The following is a 15,699-nucleotide window of genomic DNA, read 5'->3' as shown; positions in this document are numbered from 1 at the left end:
CTGCCTTCCCCCGCCATGCAGCCAGGGAGAGAGCTGCCACGCGGGCATGCTGGGAATCAGAACTTCATCTTCACGCCCACATAGAACGAGCGGCCCGGTCCGGGCACGGCAATGCCCCAGGGAATGGCATTGATGCCCATGGTCTTGCCCTGTCCGGCATAGGCGCCACCGAGCGGCAGGTAATAGAGCTTGTTGAGGGCGTTCTCGACCCCGACATCCAGGCGCAGGTTCTTCCACTCGTAGCTGCTGCGCAGGTGCAGCAGCCCGTAGCCGGGTGTGCGGATCTCGTTGCGCGGAGTGGAGACGTGGTCCTTGGCGGCAACGCCTTCCCACTCGATGCGGTTGTTCCAGCCCCCGAGCTGGTGCGCCAGGGTGAGTTTGGCGTGCAGCGGCATGACGTTGTAGAGGTCATGCCCGGTATCGAGATTGCGGCCCCGGGTATAGCCCAGCGCCCCCTGCAGCTCCCAGTCACCCCAGGCGGTATGCCCCAGCGCAGCACGGCCGGAAAGATCCAGCCCGTAGAGCCGCGCGGTCTGGTTGGCATAGCGCAGCACGACGAACTGGTCCGTGCGCAGCACGGTGCTGGCGCTGCCGGTGGCGGCGTTGCCGCTCCACTGCACGGCGTCGATGTAGTCGCGCACATGGGTGTAGTACGGCGTGACCTGCAGCTCCCAGGAGCGATCCGGCGCATGCAGGTCGAAGGTGGCCGACAGGGTATCGGCCTTCTCGGGCTTGAGCGCCGGATTGCCGAAGTAGCCGTTGCCGTCGCCCACGGTGTTGTTCATGACCGCCGCCATGGGCCAGGTCGACCAGCTGTAGCGTTCGTACAGATTGGGCGCGCGCTCCTTGTGCGCGTAGCCGAACTGGATGTCGCGGCCTGCGTCGAGCGTGTAGCGGGCCATGGCGGTCAGATCGACGGTGTAGTCGGTGCGTCGGCGCTCGGCCGTGTTGAGCGTGGCCGCGTCGCTGATCTGGTTGGCCATGGTGGTGCCGGCGGTGGCCGTGGGCGCCGTGTCCTGGTTGTAGCCATGCACGGGCGCAGCGTCCGAGGTGACGCGCTCCAGCCGCAGTCCGAGCTGGGTGAGCCACTGAGGGCTGTGGCGTTTTTCCCATTCGCCGTACAGGGCCACGCGCTCGCGCAGACCGTCGCGAACGTTCCAGAACGTATAGGGCGCCATCATGCCGGTGCCCGAGACGGGCCACCAGTCGGCCAGGGTGTAGCGCTGGTATTCGGTGCCGGCACGCAGGGTGCCGCGCTCACCGAGATCGACGGTGGCCCCGAGCCGGGCACCAGTGGTGTGGCTGCGCGTGTACATGGGCATGCCGGGCGCCGTGCCGTACCAGAACTGCTTGTCCTCGCCAAAGTTCATGTAGTGGTCCACCTCCTCGTGGTAGACCTGCGCCTGCAGGGTGCCCCAGTCAAACTCGCCCGTGTAGCGCAGGTTGACGCGCGTCTGCTGGTTGTCGAGCATGTCCATGCGCTGGTTGGGATAGAGCTGGTAGGGCAGGTTCTGGCGGCTGTAGGTGGCCTCGACCAGATTCCCGCCGCTGCGCCATGCCACGCCCAGCGCATGGTTCTGCGTCTTGTAGGCGGTGGAGCCCACCACGTCGCGGTCCAGCGTCTGACCGGGATTGCCGGTGGCGGTGAACGTCTTGAAATCACCCCCGGCACGGTAGTCTCCGCCCTGCGCCACCGAGCCGCGATAGCTCAGGCTGAGCGCATCGGTCGCCAGGGTGGCCGACACATCTGCACCCCGCACATGCCCGTTGCTGCGGTAGAAGCCGCCGATCTCGCCGGTGGCAAGTGTCTTGCCCGCCTCGGCAAACACGGGGGGCTTCGTCTCCACCACGATCGAGCCGCCGATGCTGTCGCCGCCCACGCTCACGGGCGTGAGCCCCGCATACACCCGGGCACTCTGCACCACCGACGGTGCCAGATACGACAGCGGAGGATTCATGTGGTTGGGGCAGGAAGCGATGGCATCGACCCCGTCGACGGTGATGCGCAAGCGGTCATCGGCGAGCCCATGCACCACCGGCAGGCTGGACACCCCGCCGGCCGACTGCAGGGCCACGCCGGGCGCATCGGCCAGCAGCGCGGCGGTATCGCTGGTGGTGGGTTTTCTGGCTTCCAGGGCGGCGCCCTGGAGCGTCGCGGAACCGCGGGTCAGGCTGCGCGCGGAGGGTGCTGTCACCGTCACGGGAGCCAGTTCGGGCGCATCGGTCGCGGGCTCCTCGGCCCAGGCCGAAGGCAGCCCCGCGATCACGAGGGCAATGGGAGTCAGGGAATGACGGGAAAGGGAAGTGGACACAATGGACCTCGTCTGCAGACATGCGGGCACGCCGGCCCCCTTGCAGGGAAACGCACAGGCAGAGCCCGCCCCCGGTCGAATGCCGCCGGGGTCAGGAATCGAAAGAAGGGAAGAAAGAGCCCACCTGTCCCCATCCACCGCCCTCTGCAGCCGCCTACCGGCTCCATGACAGGGTCGGACAGGCGCACAGCGCGGCCCCACCTGCAGGCCACCTCGCACAGGCAGCCCGGCAAACGGGAAGGGAAAAGAACACGTCAGGAAGGCCCCGGGCCTCGGTGGCGCGCAGGGCGACCGGGCATCAGGCAGAGCGCCAGCAGGCCAGCGGCCGGCTCGGCTTCAGAACCACAAAGGCGCGTCTGCAGGAGGACCGCGCGGCGGAGCCGACCAGGGCACCCGCAGCACAGGCGGCGGGGGCACCACCAGGTCGGCCACGATCTGCGCCGCGGCCGCAAGCACCGGCAGGGCCGGAGGCAGCGACGGCGGTGCCTGCCGGTCCGTGGCCAGCACGCACAGCGGGCAGACATCGAGCGAGAACCCGTGGTCGCCACCGGCGGCATGGGCTTCGTCGCCTTCCTCGTCTCCCGCCTGAACCCAGCGCATGCCCTCGGCGCTGCAGACCATCTCCCAGCCGCCCACGCCCTCGGCGGCCAGTGCGCGCGACACCGTCGGCGCCATCACGGCCAGCGCCATCAGCAGACCGCTCAGAAAGGCGATCCAGCGCTGCTGGCGGGGATGGAGAAGGGAGACGGACATGTCGAAAGACTTTACTGCGGGAAGGGGCATTATAGGGGGCAGGCTTCCTCAGCCCCGCGCCTCCCAGTCGCCGCCACCGGCGTAGATCTCCAGCCCCAGCCGCACCACGACCGCCACTTCCGGCCCCACCTCGTCGCGAAACTCGGCCTCGGCCTGCGCCACGGCACGCTCGAAGCCGCCGAGCCAGGCCAGCCCGATGGACGTGAACACGATGCGCCGGGCCCGTGCATCGGCCGGGTCCTGCTCGCGCCGCACCAGCCCCCAGGCCTCGCACTGATCCACCAGCGACGCCATGGCCTGCTTGCGCATGCCCGCCGCAGCTGCCAGATCGGTGAGCCGCCCCCCCTGCAGGGGCAGGTGGCGCGTGAGGTGGATATGCGCCGCTCCCACCTGCTGGCGGGCCGCCAGATTGGACAGCGCCAGCGGCACCTCGGGGTCCTGCGCCATGAGCTGCAGCACCCGGGCATCGAAGCGCCGCATGGCATGCCCCAGCAGACGCCCCAGGTGGCTGGCCCGCCAGTCGTCCGGCGGCGTGGGCAGCGCCCGGTGGCTGCGCATCCGCCCGCCCTGGGGGGTACGTACTCCTGCCATGATCGGCTCCCGAAGAAGAGAATGGCCGCATTCTAATCTGGTCATGCAGACTGACCAACAAAATGCTTTACAAGCCGATATACACCCCTAAACTACTGTCTACGCATCCAGCATGATCTTTTGCACAGTTTCCCTACAAGGAGTTTGTCATGGCAGCCGTCGACCAGAATGAAAAAGCCAAGGCCCTGCAGGCCGCCCTCGCCCAGATCGAGAAGCAGTTCGGCAAGGGCACCGTCATGCGCCTCGGCGAGGGCGAGCCCATCGAGGACATCCAGACCGTCAGCACCGGCTCGCTCGGGCTGGATGTGGCCCTGGGCGTCGGGGGCCTGCCGCGCGGCCGGGTGATCGAGATCTACGGCCCCGAATCGTCCGGCAAGACCACCCTCACCCTGCAGGTCATTGCCGAAATGCAGAAGACCGGCGGCACCTGTGCCTTCGTCGATGCCGAGCACGCACTCGACGTGCAGTACGCCCAGAAGCTCGGCGTGCGGCTGCCCGACCTGCTCATCAGCCAGCCCGACACCGGCGAACAGGCGCTGGAAGTGGTGGACAGCCTCGTGCGCAGCGGCGCCGTCGACCTGGTCGTGATCGACTCGGTGGCCGCCCTCACCCCCAAGGCCGAAATCGAGGGCGACATGGGCGACCAGCTCCCCGGCCTGCAGGCCCGCCTCATGAGCCAGGCCCTGCGCAAGCTCACCGCCACCATCAAGAAGACCAACTGCATGGTCATCTTCATCAACCAGATCCGCATGAAGATCGGCGTGATGTTCGGCTCGCCCGAAACCACCACGGGCGGCAACGCGCTCAAGTTCTACTCCAGCGTGCGCCTCGACATCCGCCGCGTCGGCACCATCAAGAAGGCCGACAGCGCCATCGGCAACGAGACCAAGGTCAAGGTCGTCAAGAACAAGGTGGCCCCGCCCTTCAAGGACGCCCACTTCGACATTCTCTACGGCGAAGGCATCAGCCGCGAGGGCGAAATCATCGACATGGGCGTCGAGGCCCGCATCGTCGACAAGGCAGGCGCCTGGTACTCCTACAACGGCGAGAAGATCGGCCAGGGCCGCGACAACACGCGCGAATTCCTGCGCGAGAACCCCGACCTCGCCCGCGAGATCGAGAACAAGGTCCGCGCCCATCTGGGCGTGATCCAGCTCCCGCCCATCGCCGCGCCGGCGGCAGCCGCAGCCGAGGAAGCCGTCCCGGATTCCGGCCCCCACTGAGGCCCCGGTCGTCCATGCGCCCCCCACTCACCCTGAAAGCCAAGGCCCTGCAGCTGCTGGCCACGCGCGACCACTCACGCGCCGAGATGGAGCGCAAGCTCGCCCAGTGGCTGCAGCAGCAAGCCCGCCAGGCGCAGGAGCGTGCAGCCGCACGCGGGCACTTCCAGACCGACCGCCGCCCTGCCGAACGCGATCTCGATGACAGCCCCCTCCCGCAGGAGCTGCCCTGCGTGGAGTCTGGCGACGCCGATGCCAAAGCCGACTCCCACGCAGAGATTGCCCGGGTGCTTGACGACATGACGGCGCGCGGCTACCTGAGCGAAGAGCGGGCAGCCCAGTCGCTGGTGCACCGCCGTGCCGGCCGTATGGGCGATGCGCGACTGGCTCAGGAGCTGCGGCAGAGAGGGCTGGACGCCACGGTCATCGACGCCACCCTCGCCGGGCTGCGCGCTGCCGACGATGAACCTGCCCGGGCATGGGCCGTGTGGCAGCGCAAGTTCGGCACGCTCCCCTCCTCGCCTCAGGAGCGGGCACGGCAAACCCGCTTTCTGGCCAGTCGGGGGTTCCGGCACGACACCATCCGGCAGGTGCTTTCCGGCAGTCTGGCAAACCCCGACGGCGACGGGAGCAGCTCCTCCTGCACCGAAGACGGCCCCTGATGCTGACCGGGCGATTTTCCCCTCAGGAAGCCCGGGAAGCCACCCATCGGCGCGTGGGCACCCGGACGGAGGCGGCCGCAGGGAATTCCTTCGCAGGCACTCCGTTCAGCGACGGATCTCACCCTGCCCCAGCACCACGTACTTGAGCGAGGTCAGTCCCTCGATGCCCACCGGCCCGCGTGCATGGAACTTGTCGGTGCTGATGCCGATCTCGGCACCCAGTCCGTACTCGAAGCCGTCGGCAAACCGCGTGCTGGCGTTGACCATGACACTGGCCGAATCCACCTCGCGCAGAAAGCGCTGGGCATGCACATGGTCCGTCGTGACGATGGCATCGGTGTGGTGCGACGAATAGCGGTTGATATGGGCAATGGCCTCGTCCACGCCCGCCACGACCCGGATGCTGATGATCGGTGCGAGGTATTCGGCCGACCAGTCGGCCTCGGTGGCTTCGGCGAGGCGGGCATCCTGCAGGGCCGGATCGGCCGCCAGAATGGCACGCGCCTCCGGGTCGCACCGCATCTCGACGCCCTTGTCGCGGTACACGGCCGCGATGCGCGGCAGAAAGTCCGCCGCCACCCCACGCGCCACCAGCAGGCTCTCGGTCGCGTTGCAGGGGCTGTATTTCTGGGTCTTGGCGTTGTCGGCAATGGTCACGGCCATGGCCACGTCGCACGGATCGTCGACATAGGTGTGGCAGTTGCCGTCCAGGTGCTTGATGACCGGCACCTTGGCCTCGGCGCTGATGCGCTCGATGAGTCCCTTGCCGCCGCGCGGGATGATCACGTCGACATAGTCCGGCATGGCAATGAGCTGCCCCACGGCCGCACGGTCGGTGGTGGGCACGAGCTGCACCGCATCCTCGGGCAGACCGGCAAGTTGCAGGGCACGGCCCACCAGCCTGGCCAGCGCCTTGTTGGAGTCGATGGCCTCGCTGCCGCCTCGCAGGATGCAGGCATTGCCGCTCTTGATGCTCAGGCTGGCGGCCTCGATCGTGACGTTGGGACGGCTCTCGTAAATCATGCCGAACACGCCCAACGGAACCCGCATCTGCCCCACCCGGATGCCGCTCGGCTGCTCGCGCATGCCGCTGATCTCGCCGATGATGTCCGCCATGGAGGCCAGCTGCAGGCAGCCTTCCTGCAGGGTGGCGATGATTCCGGGCGTCAGGCGCAGGCGGTCCACCATGGGCGCAGCCAGTCCGGCCGCCTGGGCCCGGGCGACGTCGGCCTCGTTGGCCACCTGCAGCTCCGGCCCCGCCTCTCCCAGCAGGCGCGCCAGCTCGCGCAGGGCCTGGTTTTTCCGGGCCGCCGGGGCGCGTGCCATGACGGCGGAAGCCGCGCGCGCGCGTGCGCCCATGTGCTGCATGAGGGTGGAAACGTCTTGGGAAGTCATGTGCTGTACGGAATCGAAGGGAAGGAGCAATGCGCAAAGGCCGCGCTACGGCGGCCGATCTCCCTGCAATGATAAGCGCAACGTCCCGACAGCGCCTGCTGCGGATCGGTCAGGCGGCCGCGCGCATCTGCCGGCAGACCATGAAAGCCAGCCGCTGCAGGGCCTGCCACGGGTCGTCGGGCCACTCGGGCACCCGGATGCCCTTGACGATGCCGTCCACGACATGGGCTGCATGGACCAGCCGGGCCAGCGCACGCCCGTCCAGCCGGGGCACCACGCGCTCGAACAGGCGCTCGCGCAGCCCCCACACGCGCTGCTCGCGCAGGGCCATGGGCAGCGGCTTGCCGCCATCCATGGACTGGCGCACACGCGCCAGCGCGCGAATGTCTTCGGCCAGGACATAGTGCACCAGCACGGCGCTTTCGCCCTCGGCCTCCAGGCCGTCGAGCATGCGCTCGACCCGCTCGACCTGCCCGGCCAGCACGGCCTCGCCGAGCTTGAAGGCGTCGTAACGGGCCACGTTGAGCACGGCGGACTCGATCTGTGCGGCACCGAGTTCGCCTTCGGGGTACAGCAGGGCCAGCTTCTGGATTTCCTGGTGGGCAGCCAGCAGGTTGCCCTCGACCCGGTCGGCAAAGAAACGCAGCGCATGTTCGCCCTCGGCTCCGGCGGCGACCTGCTGCCCCTGGGCGCGCAGGCGCTGGGCGATCCACTGCGGGAGCTGCTGGCGCTCCACGGCGTCGATCTGCACAGCCACCCCATGGGACTCGAGGGCCGTGAACCAGCCGCTCGCGCGGGCCGTGCGGTCCAGCCGAGGCAGGGTGACGATCACCAGCAGGCTGTCGCTCCCGTCGACCGCTTCCGCGAGCTGCTGCAGCGCGACCGCACCGTCCTTGCCTGGCTTGCCGCCGGGAATGGCGATTTCCACCAGCCGCCGGTCGGCAAACAGGCTGAGCGACTGGGCTGCACCGAGCACCTCGCCCCAGTCGAAGTGGGCGCCGCTCACGGTATGGCTGGTGCGCTCCGCAAAGCCAGCGGCACGTGCGGCCGCTCGCACGGCATCGACGGCCTCCTGCACGAGCAGTGGCTCGCTGCCGTGAAACACGTACAGCGGGCGGAGTTCCTTGCGCAACTGCTGTGCCAGCTGGGCGGCGGGCAGGTTCATAGGCTCCTGACCGCGCCGAGCCGCCGCAGGATCTGCTGCACGGCGTCGATGCGCATGTCGCGGTAGAGGGTGGCGAATTCCTCGTCCTTGGACAGGGTCTGGGTTTCGTTGTAGCTCACGTCGCGCGAGAGCTCCAGTGTGTTGCGCGCGATCAGCTCCTTGCCGCCTGGCGTGACCAGGGCAAAGTCGACCAGCACGCGCAGCTCCACCTCCAGCACCTGGGCAGTAGGCCCGCGCGCAACCGCCACCTGTTCCTGCCGGTCCGAGAGGATCTGCAGAATCACGTCGGCCTCGTTCCGGTGGGCCGCCTCGGTGACGATGCGCACCTGGGGCGCCAGCAGGCGCCGGAGCCGCGAAACGATGACCGACTTGGGGTCGCCCTCGATGTAGATCGAGTGGAAGGCCAGCACCGGCGCCTCGCGCAGGTGAAAGCCGCAGCCGCCGAGCGCAAGCGCGGCAGCCGAGGCACCGGCCGCCGCCAGCGGCACGTGCAGGAGAAAATGCCGGCGTTGCATGACCACCCTCACACGACGAGGTTGACGAGGCGCTTGGGCACCACGATGACCTTGCGGGGCGCGGCGCCTTCGGCAAAGCGCTGGAAGGCCTCGCTCGCCAGGGCCACGGCCTCGATCGCGGCACGGTCGGCATCGGCCGGCACGCGGATGCTGCCGCGCAGCTTGCCGTTGACCTGCAGCATGAGCTCGATCTCGTCCTGCACCAACGCGGCTTCGTCCACCTCGGGCCAGGGCGCGTCCAGCAGCACCCCCATGCGTCCCGTGTAGCCCAGCTCGGTCCACAGGGCGGCAGTGATGTGCGGGCACACCGGATAGAGCACGCGCAGCAGAATGCCGAAGCCCTCGGCCAGGGCCATGGCGTCCTCGGCCGAACCTTCGGCGGGACGGAAGCCCTCCAGCGTGTTGAGCATCTTCATCACGGCCGACACCACCGTGTTGTACTGCATGCGCTCGTAGTCGTAGTTGGCCTGGCGCAGCGTGGTGTGAATTTCCAGACGCAGCTGGCGCGCGGCCGCCCCGTAGGCGGGCTGGCTGCCGGACTGGTCGACCGGGACCTGGCCGGCCTGCAGGGCATCGCGGTGGCGGTAGGCAAAGCTCCACACACGCCGCAGAAAGCGGTAGCTGCCCTCCACGGCGGCGTCGTTCCATTCGAGAGTGGCCTCGGGCGGCGCGGTGAACATGGTGTAGAGCCGCGCGGTATCGGCCCCGTACTTCTCGATGAGCAGCTGGGGATCGACCCCATTGTTCTTGCTCTTGGACATGGTGCCCACGCCCTCGTAGTCGATCGGCGTGCCCACGGGCAGCTCGCCGTCGGCACTGGGTATGGCCTTGGTGAGGCGCGCCCCGATGATCTTGCCGCCTTCGTCGAGCACGTTCTCCACGTCGCTGGGCCAGAAATACTCCTTGCCCCCCTTGGCCGTGCGCCGGCTGTAGATGTGGTTAAGCACCATGCCCTGCGTGAGCAGCCGCTGGAAGGGCTCGTCGCACTCCACCAGCCCCAGGTCGCGCATGACCTTGGTCCAGAAGCGCGCGTACAGCAGGTGCAGGATGGCGTGCTCGATGCCGCCGATGTACTGGTCCATCGGCATCCAGTAGTTGGTGCGGGCATCGACCATCTTGTGGTCATTGCCCGCGCAGGTGTAGCGCATGTAGTACCACGAGCTGTCCACGAAGGTGTCCATGGTGTCCGTCTCGCGGCGTGCGGGCTTGCCGCAGATCGGGCAGGTCACGCCATGGTGGAAGCCTTCGTGGCGCAGCAGCGGGTTGCCACTGCCGTCTGGGATGCAGTCCTGCGGCAGCACCACCGGCAGATCCTTCTCGGGCACCGGCACCGGGCCGTGCTCCTCGCAGTGGATGATGGGAATCGGGGTGCCCCAGTAGCGCTGGCGGCTGATGCCCCAGTCGCGCAGGCGCCAGGTGGTTTTCTTCTCGCCCAGCCCCTTGCCGGCCAGCACGGCGGCCACCGCATCGACGGCCTCGTGGTAGCCCAGTCCGCTGAAGTCGCCGGAATTGATGGTGACGCCCCGGGTCTTGTCCGCGTACCAGTCCTGCCAGTGGTGGTAATCGAAGGGGGGCTCGTCCTCGACCAGCACCACCGGCTTGATGGGAATGCCGTACTTGAGGGCAAAGGCGAAGTCGCGCTCATCGTGTGCGGGCACGCCCATGACGGCGCCATCGCCATAGCCCATGAGCACGTAGTTGCCCACCCACACGGGCACCGGCACCCCCAGAATGGGGTGTGTCACGGTCAACCCCGTGGGCATGCCTTCCTTTTCCTTGAGGGCGAGCTCGGCCTCGGTGGTGCCGCCCTGCTTGCACTTCTCGATGAAGGCGGCCAGCTCGGCATTGTCCTGCGCCGCATGCTGGGCGAGCGGATGTTCGGGCGCCACGGCACAGAAAGTCACGCCCATGATGGTGTCGGCGCGGGTGGTGAAGACGTACATGCGCCCGCCGCCTATGGCCTCGCCATCCTCGCCACGGATGTCGTGGGGAAAGGCGAAGCGCACCCCCTCGCTCTTGCCGATCCAGTTCTCCTGCATCAGGCGCACGCGCTCGGGCCAGCCTTCGAGCGTGGCCTGCGGATTGCCCACCTGCACATGGGTGAGCAGCTCCTCGGCGTAGTCGGTGATCTTGAGGTAGTAGCCGGGGATTTCACGCTTCTCGACCAGCGCGCCGGTGCGCCAGCCCCGGCCGTCGATGACCTGCTCGTTGGCCAGCACGGTCTGGTCGACCGGGTCCCAGTTCACGACCTGGGTCTTGCGGTAGGCGATGCCCTTTTCGAGCATTTTGAGAAACAGCCACTGGTTCCAGCGGTAGTAGTCAGCATCGCAGGTCGCCACCTCGCGGCTCCAGTCGATGGCCAGGCCCATGGACTGCATCTGCTTCTTCATGTAGGCGATGTTGTCGTAGGTCCACTGGGCCGGCGGCACCCCGTGCTTGATGGCCGCATTCTCGGCCGGCAGACCGAAGGCATCCCACCCCATGGGCATGAGCACGTTGAAGCCCTTCATGCGCAGGTGGCGCGTGAGCATGTCATTGATGGTGTAGTTGCGCACGTGGCCCATGTGCAGCTTGCCGCTGGGATAGGGCAGCATGGAACAGGCATAGAACTTGGGCTTCTGGTGGCCTGCGGCGTCAGGGGCATCCTCGCTGACGGTGTAGGCATGGGCATCGCGCCACGTCTGCTGGACGGCGGCCTCGATCGGGGTGGGCTGGTAGTTTTCTTGCATGGCAAAGTCGCCTGGGACAGGAACAGGCGTCACAAGGGAGATGGCGCGCGCAGCGGCAGGCCGTGAAGACGGTGCCCGGCTCGAAAACCGGGGGCGGCATCGGCCTGCTGCGCGAAACTTGAAATATACCGCACCACCTCCCCGGCAGCACGCTGCAGCATCCGGTCCGGCGGCCTTCCGCACAGGGCTCCAGGAGGCCCCACTCGCTTTCGGATACGGTAAAGTGGAGGGCTTTTGTCCCCAAAAGGCCGCAAACCGATTGCTTTGCCGGTTCATGGGCCTCTTTTTCAGGAACGCCGCCATGTCTCTCATCCTCACCCAACCCGTCACCGGCCCCGCCGCCTGGACGGCAGCCGACTTTCGCGAGCGCCAGGACTGGGTCTACCCGCTGTCGCTCGCATCGATTGCAGTGCTGGATGCGGCACTCGCCACCCTCAAGGCGCGCGGGCTGCGCTACCCCGACTTCACCCGAGAAGACTTTCCGATCGATGCCCTCGCGCCCCAGCTGAACGCATGGGCCGACGCGCTGGAGGACGGTCGCGGCTTCGTGGTGGTGCGCGGCATTCCGGTGGAGCGCTACACCGACGAGGAAGTGCAGGCCGTGTGCTATGGCCTGGGCCTGCATCTGGGCAGACCCGTGCGCCAGAACCCGCGCGGAGACCTGCTGGGCACCGTCTCGGCCGTGGGCAACGCGCAGGACAGACACACCCGCGTCTACGAAACCAACCTCTACCTGCCCTACCACACCGACCCTTCCGATGTGGTGGGCCTGCTGTGCCAGCGCAAGGCCAAGGAGGGCGGCCTGTCGAGCCTCGTGAGCGTGGCCGCCATCTACAACCAGATCCTTGCCGAACACCCCGAATACCTCGGCCTGTACTACAAGCGCTGGTACATGGCCCACCTGTGCCAGGACACACCCGCGCTGTCGGCCCTGTTCAGCTACCACGAAGGCAAGCTGAGCTGCCGCTACCTGCGCCAGTACATCGAGCTGGGTCACGAGATCATGGGGCTGCCCCTGTCGGCCGTGGAAATCAAGGCGCTCGACATTTTCGACGAGGCCATCCACAACCCCGAGCACCGCATCGACATGATGCTCGAACCGGGCGACCTGCAGCTGGCCAACAACAACGTGGTGCTGCATTCGCGCACCGGCTTCGAGGACCACGACGACCCGACCCAGCGGCGCCGCCTGCTGCGGCTGTGGCTGCAGATGCCCAACGCCCGCTCGCATTCGCCCGACTTTCCGGGGCGCAACGGCTTTCCCGACCCTGTGCCCGCAGCCGCTCCCGCCACGGTGTAAGCACAGTTCCCCAGCCCCCTGCCCTCGCAGGAGGGCATCGGGGGCAGACCTTTCTTACTGCAGCCGCGACAGAATGTCCTGCTCGAAGGCGTACAGGAACTCCTCCTGCTCGCGGCTCTGCACATAGCTGGGCCGGATGGAGCGCAGCCGCTCGATCGCGCCCTGCGCCCCCACGCCGCCCTGGTGGATCATCCAGCACGCCAGAATGGTGCCCGTGCGGCCTATGCCTGCCTTGCAGTGCACGGCGATCCGCTCACCCTGATCCATGGCGCGCTGGATGCGCTTGCTCACCATGTAGGCCTGCGTGATGCTCGGCGCCTCGCGGTCGTAGATGGGAAAGTGGATGTTGCGCAGGCGGTTGCGCGTCAGCGCCGCCTGGTCCAGGTCGGTCTCGGTCAGCGTGAGCAGCATGGTGATGCCCACCTGCGCCAGCAGATCGAGGTCGTAGTCGATCGGCCGCAGCAGGCCCGGCTGCGCGCAGCCCGCCAGCTTCAGGGGCACGATCCACGAGAATCCATCAGGCACATGGGTGCTGTGCAGCATCACCTTGCCCACCATGGCCGAATCCTGCACCCCCTGCCCGTCCGGCATGGGCAGCGCTCGCCGCCCTGCCCCTTCTGCCGGTGCGGACTCCCCTGCCGCCGCCGCAGGCAGCGCTGCGGCAGGTGCCGCCTCAGAGTCCGCCTGAAGCTCGTGCTCGGGCACAGACTCTTCGACAGCAGACTCTTCGACAGCAGACTCTTCGACAGCAGACTCTTCGACAGCAGACTCTTCGACAGCAGACTCTTCGACAGCAGACTCTTTGGCCGCAGGCACAGAGGCAGATGCAGACACAGCCTCCACTTCTGCCGCGACAGACTGTGCCGGCATCGGGACCGGTTCCTGTGCTTCTGCCGCCAGCGCCTGCACATCGGGCTCGGGCGCAGGCCCCCGATCCTCAGGAAGGGGGGCAGATGCCGCATCCACCGGCTGCCCGACAGGCTGCACTGCCGGAGATGCGGGCTCTCCCGAAGGGGCCGCTTGGTGCAGGCTCTCGCGCAGGGCGCGTCCTTCATCGGTCAGCCATTCCTCGGGCGCGTCGGGCGACGGCAGATCCAGGCTCCCGGTGTGGATGAAGTGATCGGCCAGGGCATTGACCGGATGCGTGAAGAACTCCGATACCGGCGCACTCGCCACGGCCTGCCCCCCGCCAATGAGCAGGATGCGGTCGCCGAGGCGCCGGGCTTCCTGCTGGTTGTGCAGCGACACCAGGAGCGGATGGTGCTGCGAGATGTTGCGCAGCAGCGGCAGCAGGGCTGCCACGGAATCAGGCTTCATGCCGAAGGTGGGCTCGTCGAGCAGCAGCAGCGACGGCGCCGTGAGCGCATGCGCCAGCGTGATGAAGGCATAGCGCTGCCAGTCCGGCAGGTCGATGACAGCCTGCGACATCCGCCCCGAAAGGGCGGACATGCCGTAGCGCGTGAGCAGCGCCTCGGCCCACTCGCCGGCATCCAGATGGGGCACATGGTGCGCAGCCTGGCGCTGACGCACGAGCACATGGAAGGCCTCGCGCACTGTGGCCTGGAGCATGCGCACATGCTGCCGCATGAGTGGCACCGGCCCTGCCTCCTCCAGAGGGACTCCGTTGAGGTGGATGTCCCCCCATTGCCGCATGTGCACATTGCCGCGGTACTGACCGGCCAGCGTGCGCATGAGGGTGGACTTGCCGGTCTTGGTCGGCCCCATGAGAATGGTGATGCCCTGCAGGGGAATCTGGGCATTCAGCCCCTGAAAGACCACATGCTGCCCAAAGGAACAGCCGAACTCCCTGAGTTCCAGCATGGCATGCGGGTGTCCGTTACCGGATTGCGTTGCTTGCATGAGCAAGCCCTCCCCATTCTGAATACTTACACGGACATTTCAATCTCCGGCATGGCCATGCGTGCCTTGGTCAGCACCATGCCGAGATTGGCATGCTTGCGACACACGAAAATGGCCACGTAATCCGGATATTTCTTGCCACGCAGAAAGACGTGGATCAGGTTGTCGCTGTTGACCAGGATTTCCTGGAAATAATGGTGCCCATCGTCCACCAGACCACGCGCCTGGTTGAACAGTTTTTCGATCATGGACACGTTGGGGCCCGCGAACAGATCCGCAGTGGCGGCCGCCACGAGAGACAGCACCTCCTGGGGATGCGAGTCGACTGTCTTGACCGACAGCAGCATGCCCGAGGCAATGTCGACATAGCCCAGCGCCAGGCATTCGGGAACGGTCTGCACGGCAGCAGCAATCTGGGTATCGAGGGACATGGCGGCAATCTCCTGTAATTCGTGAATGAAAATGAATATCTTCCCTTGCAGGAGGAATATTTCCACCTGCCGCCCGCTTCTCATGGATTTTCCGTTCATATATGCACATGCGTATATGAATATATATGACATCCATCGAAGCACACCGACCGGCGGATGCAGCAGGGTTTTCACGGATCATAGCCATCCAGAATAAACTCTGGCGGACATGCCCCATAAAACCATTACTGCAGATGCATTTTTATTCTACGCAAGATTTTGTCGCGCACCTGACAGGCACCGAAGATTAAATTTCATTCATGATCAAAATAATTTGTACATTAATAAGCATCAATGAAAATACATGAATTGCCCGCGCCCGCAGCCCGTGCTCACTGTCCCCTGAACATGAAATACACCGCCCCCAGCAGACACAGCCCCGCCCACAGATAGTCGAGCCGGAGGGGCTGCTTCATGTAGAACACCGCAAAGGGGATGAACACGGTCAGGGTGATGACCTCCTGCATGACCTTGAGCTGCCCCAGACTGAAGACGGTGTAGCCCAGGCGGTTGCCCGGCACCTGCAGCAGATACTCGAACAAGGCAATGCCCCAGCTGGCCAGCGCCGCCACATACCAGGGGCGCGTGGCCAGCTCCCGCAGGTGGGCGTACCACGCAAAGGTCATGAACACATTGCTGCACAGAAGCAGCAGCACAAAGCCCCAGGCGGGGCGAATGGACATCAGCATGGCAAGAGACGTGCCCGCAAGGCGCACGCAGCAAGAAA

The 15,699-nt window shown here is 66.7% G+C and carries 13 protein-coding genes; 3 read left to right on the top strand and 10 right to left on the bottom strand.

The window, feature by feature from the left end:
• Positions 1-56 precede the first annotated feature (56 nt).
• The 3 genes from ACP2WS_RS08825 to ACP2WS_RS08815 all read right to left on the bottom strand — a co-directional run bounded on the left by ACP2WS_RS08825 (position 57) and on the right by ACP2WS_RS08815 (position 3,656).
• A complete protein-coding gene (locus tag ACP2WS_RS08825) occupies positions 57-2,312 on the bottom strand; it encodes a TonB-dependent receptor (RefSeq protein ID WP_426460452.1) in 2,256 nt (751 codons plus the stop codon).
• Positions 2,313-2,648: 336 nt separating this feature from the next.
• Positions 2,649-3,065 carry a DUF2946 family protein gene (locus ACP2WS_RS08820; protein WP_426460451.1) on the bottom strand — a complete coding sequence of 139 codons (417 nt, stop codon included), beginning with the start codon at positions 3,063-3,065 and terminating at the stop codon, positions 2,649-2,651.
• Between the two features lie 48 nt (positions 3,066-3,113).
• Positions 3,114-3,656, bottom strand: a complete 543-nt coding sequence (locus tag ACP2WS_RS08815; protein ID WP_426460450.1) for a MarR family winged helix-turn-helix transcriptional regulator — start codon at positions 3,654-3,656, stop codon at positions 3,114-3,116.
• A gap of 149 nt (positions 3,657-3,805) precedes the next feature.
• Between ACP2WS_RS08815 and recA the strand changes: the two genes are divergently transcribed.
• Positions 3,806-4,879 carry a recombinase RecA gene (gene recA, locus ACP2WS_RS08810; RefSeq protein WP_426460449.1) on the top strand — a complete coding sequence of 358 codons (1,074 nt, stop codon included), beginning with the start codon at positions 3,806-3,808 and terminating at the stop codon, positions 4,877-4,879.
• Between the two features lie 14 nt (positions 4,880-4,893).
• The gene (locus ACP2WS_RS08805) at positions 4,894-5,538 is read left to right on the top strand and encodes a regulatory protein RecX (protein ID WP_426460447.1); all 645 of its coding nucleotides are present in this window, start codon (positions 4,894-4,896) and stop codon (positions 5,536-5,538) included.
• Between the two features lie 105 nt (positions 5,539-5,643).
• Here ACP2WS_RS08805 and ACP2WS_RS08800 read toward each other — a convergent pair whose 3' ends face one another.
• From ACP2WS_RS08800 to leuS, 4 genes are all read right to left on the bottom strand, one after another.
• The gene (locus ACP2WS_RS08800; protein ID WP_426460446.1) at positions 5,644-6,933 is read right to left on the bottom strand and encodes a glutamate-5-semialdehyde dehydrogenase; all 1,290 of its coding nucleotides are present in this window, start codon (positions 6,931-6,933) and stop codon (positions 5,644-5,646) included.
• Positions 6,934-7,042: 109 nt separating this feature from the next.
• Positions 7,043-8,098, bottom strand: a complete 1,056-nt coding sequence (holA, locus tag ACP2WS_RS08795; RefSeq protein WP_426460444.1) for a DNA polymerase III subunit delta — start codon at positions 8,096-8,098, stop codon at positions 7,043-7,045.
• Entirely contained in the window at positions 8,095-8,613 is a 519-nt protein-coding gene (locus ACP2WS_RS08790) for an LPS-assembly lipoprotein LptE (protein WP_426460443.1), read from the bottom strand. Before ACP2WS_RS08790 ends, holA begins: the two co-directional genes overlap by 4 nt.
• A gap of 8 nt (positions 8,614-8,621) precedes the next feature.
• Entirely contained in the window at positions 8,622-11,342 is a 2,721-nt protein-coding gene (gene leuS / locus ACP2WS_RS08785) for a leucine--tRNA ligase (protein WP_426460442.1), read from the bottom strand.
• 301 nt (positions 11,343-11,643) lie between these two features.
• Between leuS and ACP2WS_RS08780 the strand changes: the two genes are divergently transcribed.
• Entirely contained in the window at positions 11,644-12,642 is a 999-nt protein-coding gene (locus ACP2WS_RS08780) for a TauD/TfdA family dioxygenase (protein ID WP_426460441.1), read from the top strand.
• A gap of 54 nt (positions 12,643-12,696) precedes the next feature.
• On the opposite strand, the gene ACP2WS_RS08775 is transcribed toward ACP2WS_RS08780, so the two are convergent.
• The 3 genes from ACP2WS_RS08775 to ACP2WS_RS08765 form a co-directional block, all read right to left on the bottom strand.
• Positions 12,697-14,502, bottom strand: a complete 1,806-nt coding sequence (locus ACP2WS_RS08775; protein ID WP_426460440.1) for a phosphatase domain-containing putative toxin — start codon at positions 14,500-14,502, stop codon at positions 12,697-12,699.
• 26 nt (positions 14,503-14,528) lie between these two features.
• A complete protein-coding gene (locus tag ACP2WS_RS08770; protein ID WP_374491802.1) occupies positions 14,529-14,933 on the bottom strand; it encodes a hypothetical protein in 405 nt (134 codons plus the stop codon).
• Positions 14,934-15,304: 371 nt separating this feature from the next.
• The gene (locus ACP2WS_RS08765) at positions 15,305-15,661 is read right to left on the bottom strand and encodes a DMT family protein (protein WP_426460438.1); all 357 of its coding nucleotides are present in this window, start codon (positions 15,659-15,661) and stop codon (positions 15,305-15,307) included.
• Positions 15,662-15,699: the final 38 nt, after the last annotated feature.

Source organism: Brachymonas moutaii (nom. illeg.), assembly GCF_049977365.1.
GTDB lineage: Bacteria > Pseudomonadota > Gammaproteobacteria > Burkholderiales > Burkholderiaceae_C > Brachymonas.
The sequence above is the reverse complement of the archived record's forward strand: the minus strand, read 5'-3'. Positions and strand labels throughout refer to the sequence as shown.

Excerpts from the sequence above, each read along its gene's own strand:
- ACP2WS_RS08790 (WP_426460443.1), bottom strand. The coding sequence starts at position 8,613 with ATGCAACGCCGGCATTTTCTCCTGCACGTGCCGCTGGCGGCGGCCGGT.
- ACP2WS_RS08775 (WP_426460440.1), bottom strand. The coding sequence starts at position 14,502 with ATGCAAGCAACGCAATCCGGTAACGGACACCCGCATGCCATGCTGGAA.
- holA (WP_426460444.1), bottom strand. The coding sequence starts at position 8,098 with ATGAACCTGCCCGCCGCCCAGCTGGCACAGCAGTTGCGCAAGGAACTC.
- ACP2WS_RS08800 (WP_426460446.1), bottom strand. The coding sequence starts at position 6,933 with ATGACTTCCCAAGACGTTTCCACCCTCATGCAGCACATGGGCGCACGC.
- ACP2WS_RS08815 (WP_426460450.1), bottom strand. The coding sequence starts at position 3,656 with ATGGCAGGAGTACGTACCCCCCAGGGCGGGCGGATGCGCAGCCACCGG.
- ACP2WS_RS08820 (WP_426460451.1), bottom strand. The coding sequence starts at position 3,065 with ATGTCCGTCTCCCTTCTCCATCCCCGCCAGCAGCGCTGGATCGCCTTT.
- ACP2WS_RS08770 (WP_374491802.1), bottom strand. The coding sequence starts at position 14,933 with ATGTCCCTCGATACCCAGATTGCTGCTGCCGTGCAGACCGTTCCCGAA.
- recA (WP_426460449.1), top strand. The coding sequence starts at position 3,806 with ATGGCAGCCGTCGACCAGAATGAAAAAGCCAAGGCCCTGCAGGCCGCC.
- ACP2WS_RS08765 (WP_426460438.1), bottom strand. The coding sequence starts at position 15,661 with ATGCTGATGTCCATTCGCCCCGCCTGGGGCTTTGTGCTGCTGCTTCTG.
- ACP2WS_RS08805 (WP_426460447.1), top strand. The coding sequence starts at position 4,894 with ATGCGCCCCCCACTCACCCTGAAAGCCAAGGCCCTGCAGCTGCTGGCC.
- leuS (WP_426460442.1), bottom strand. The coding sequence starts at position 11,342 with ATGCAAGAAAACTACCAGCCCACCCCGATCGAGGCCGCCGTCCAGCAG.
- ACP2WS_RS08780 (WP_426460441.1), top strand. The coding sequence starts at position 11,644 with ATGTCTCTCATCCTCACCCAACCCGTCACCGGCCCCGCCGCCTGGACG.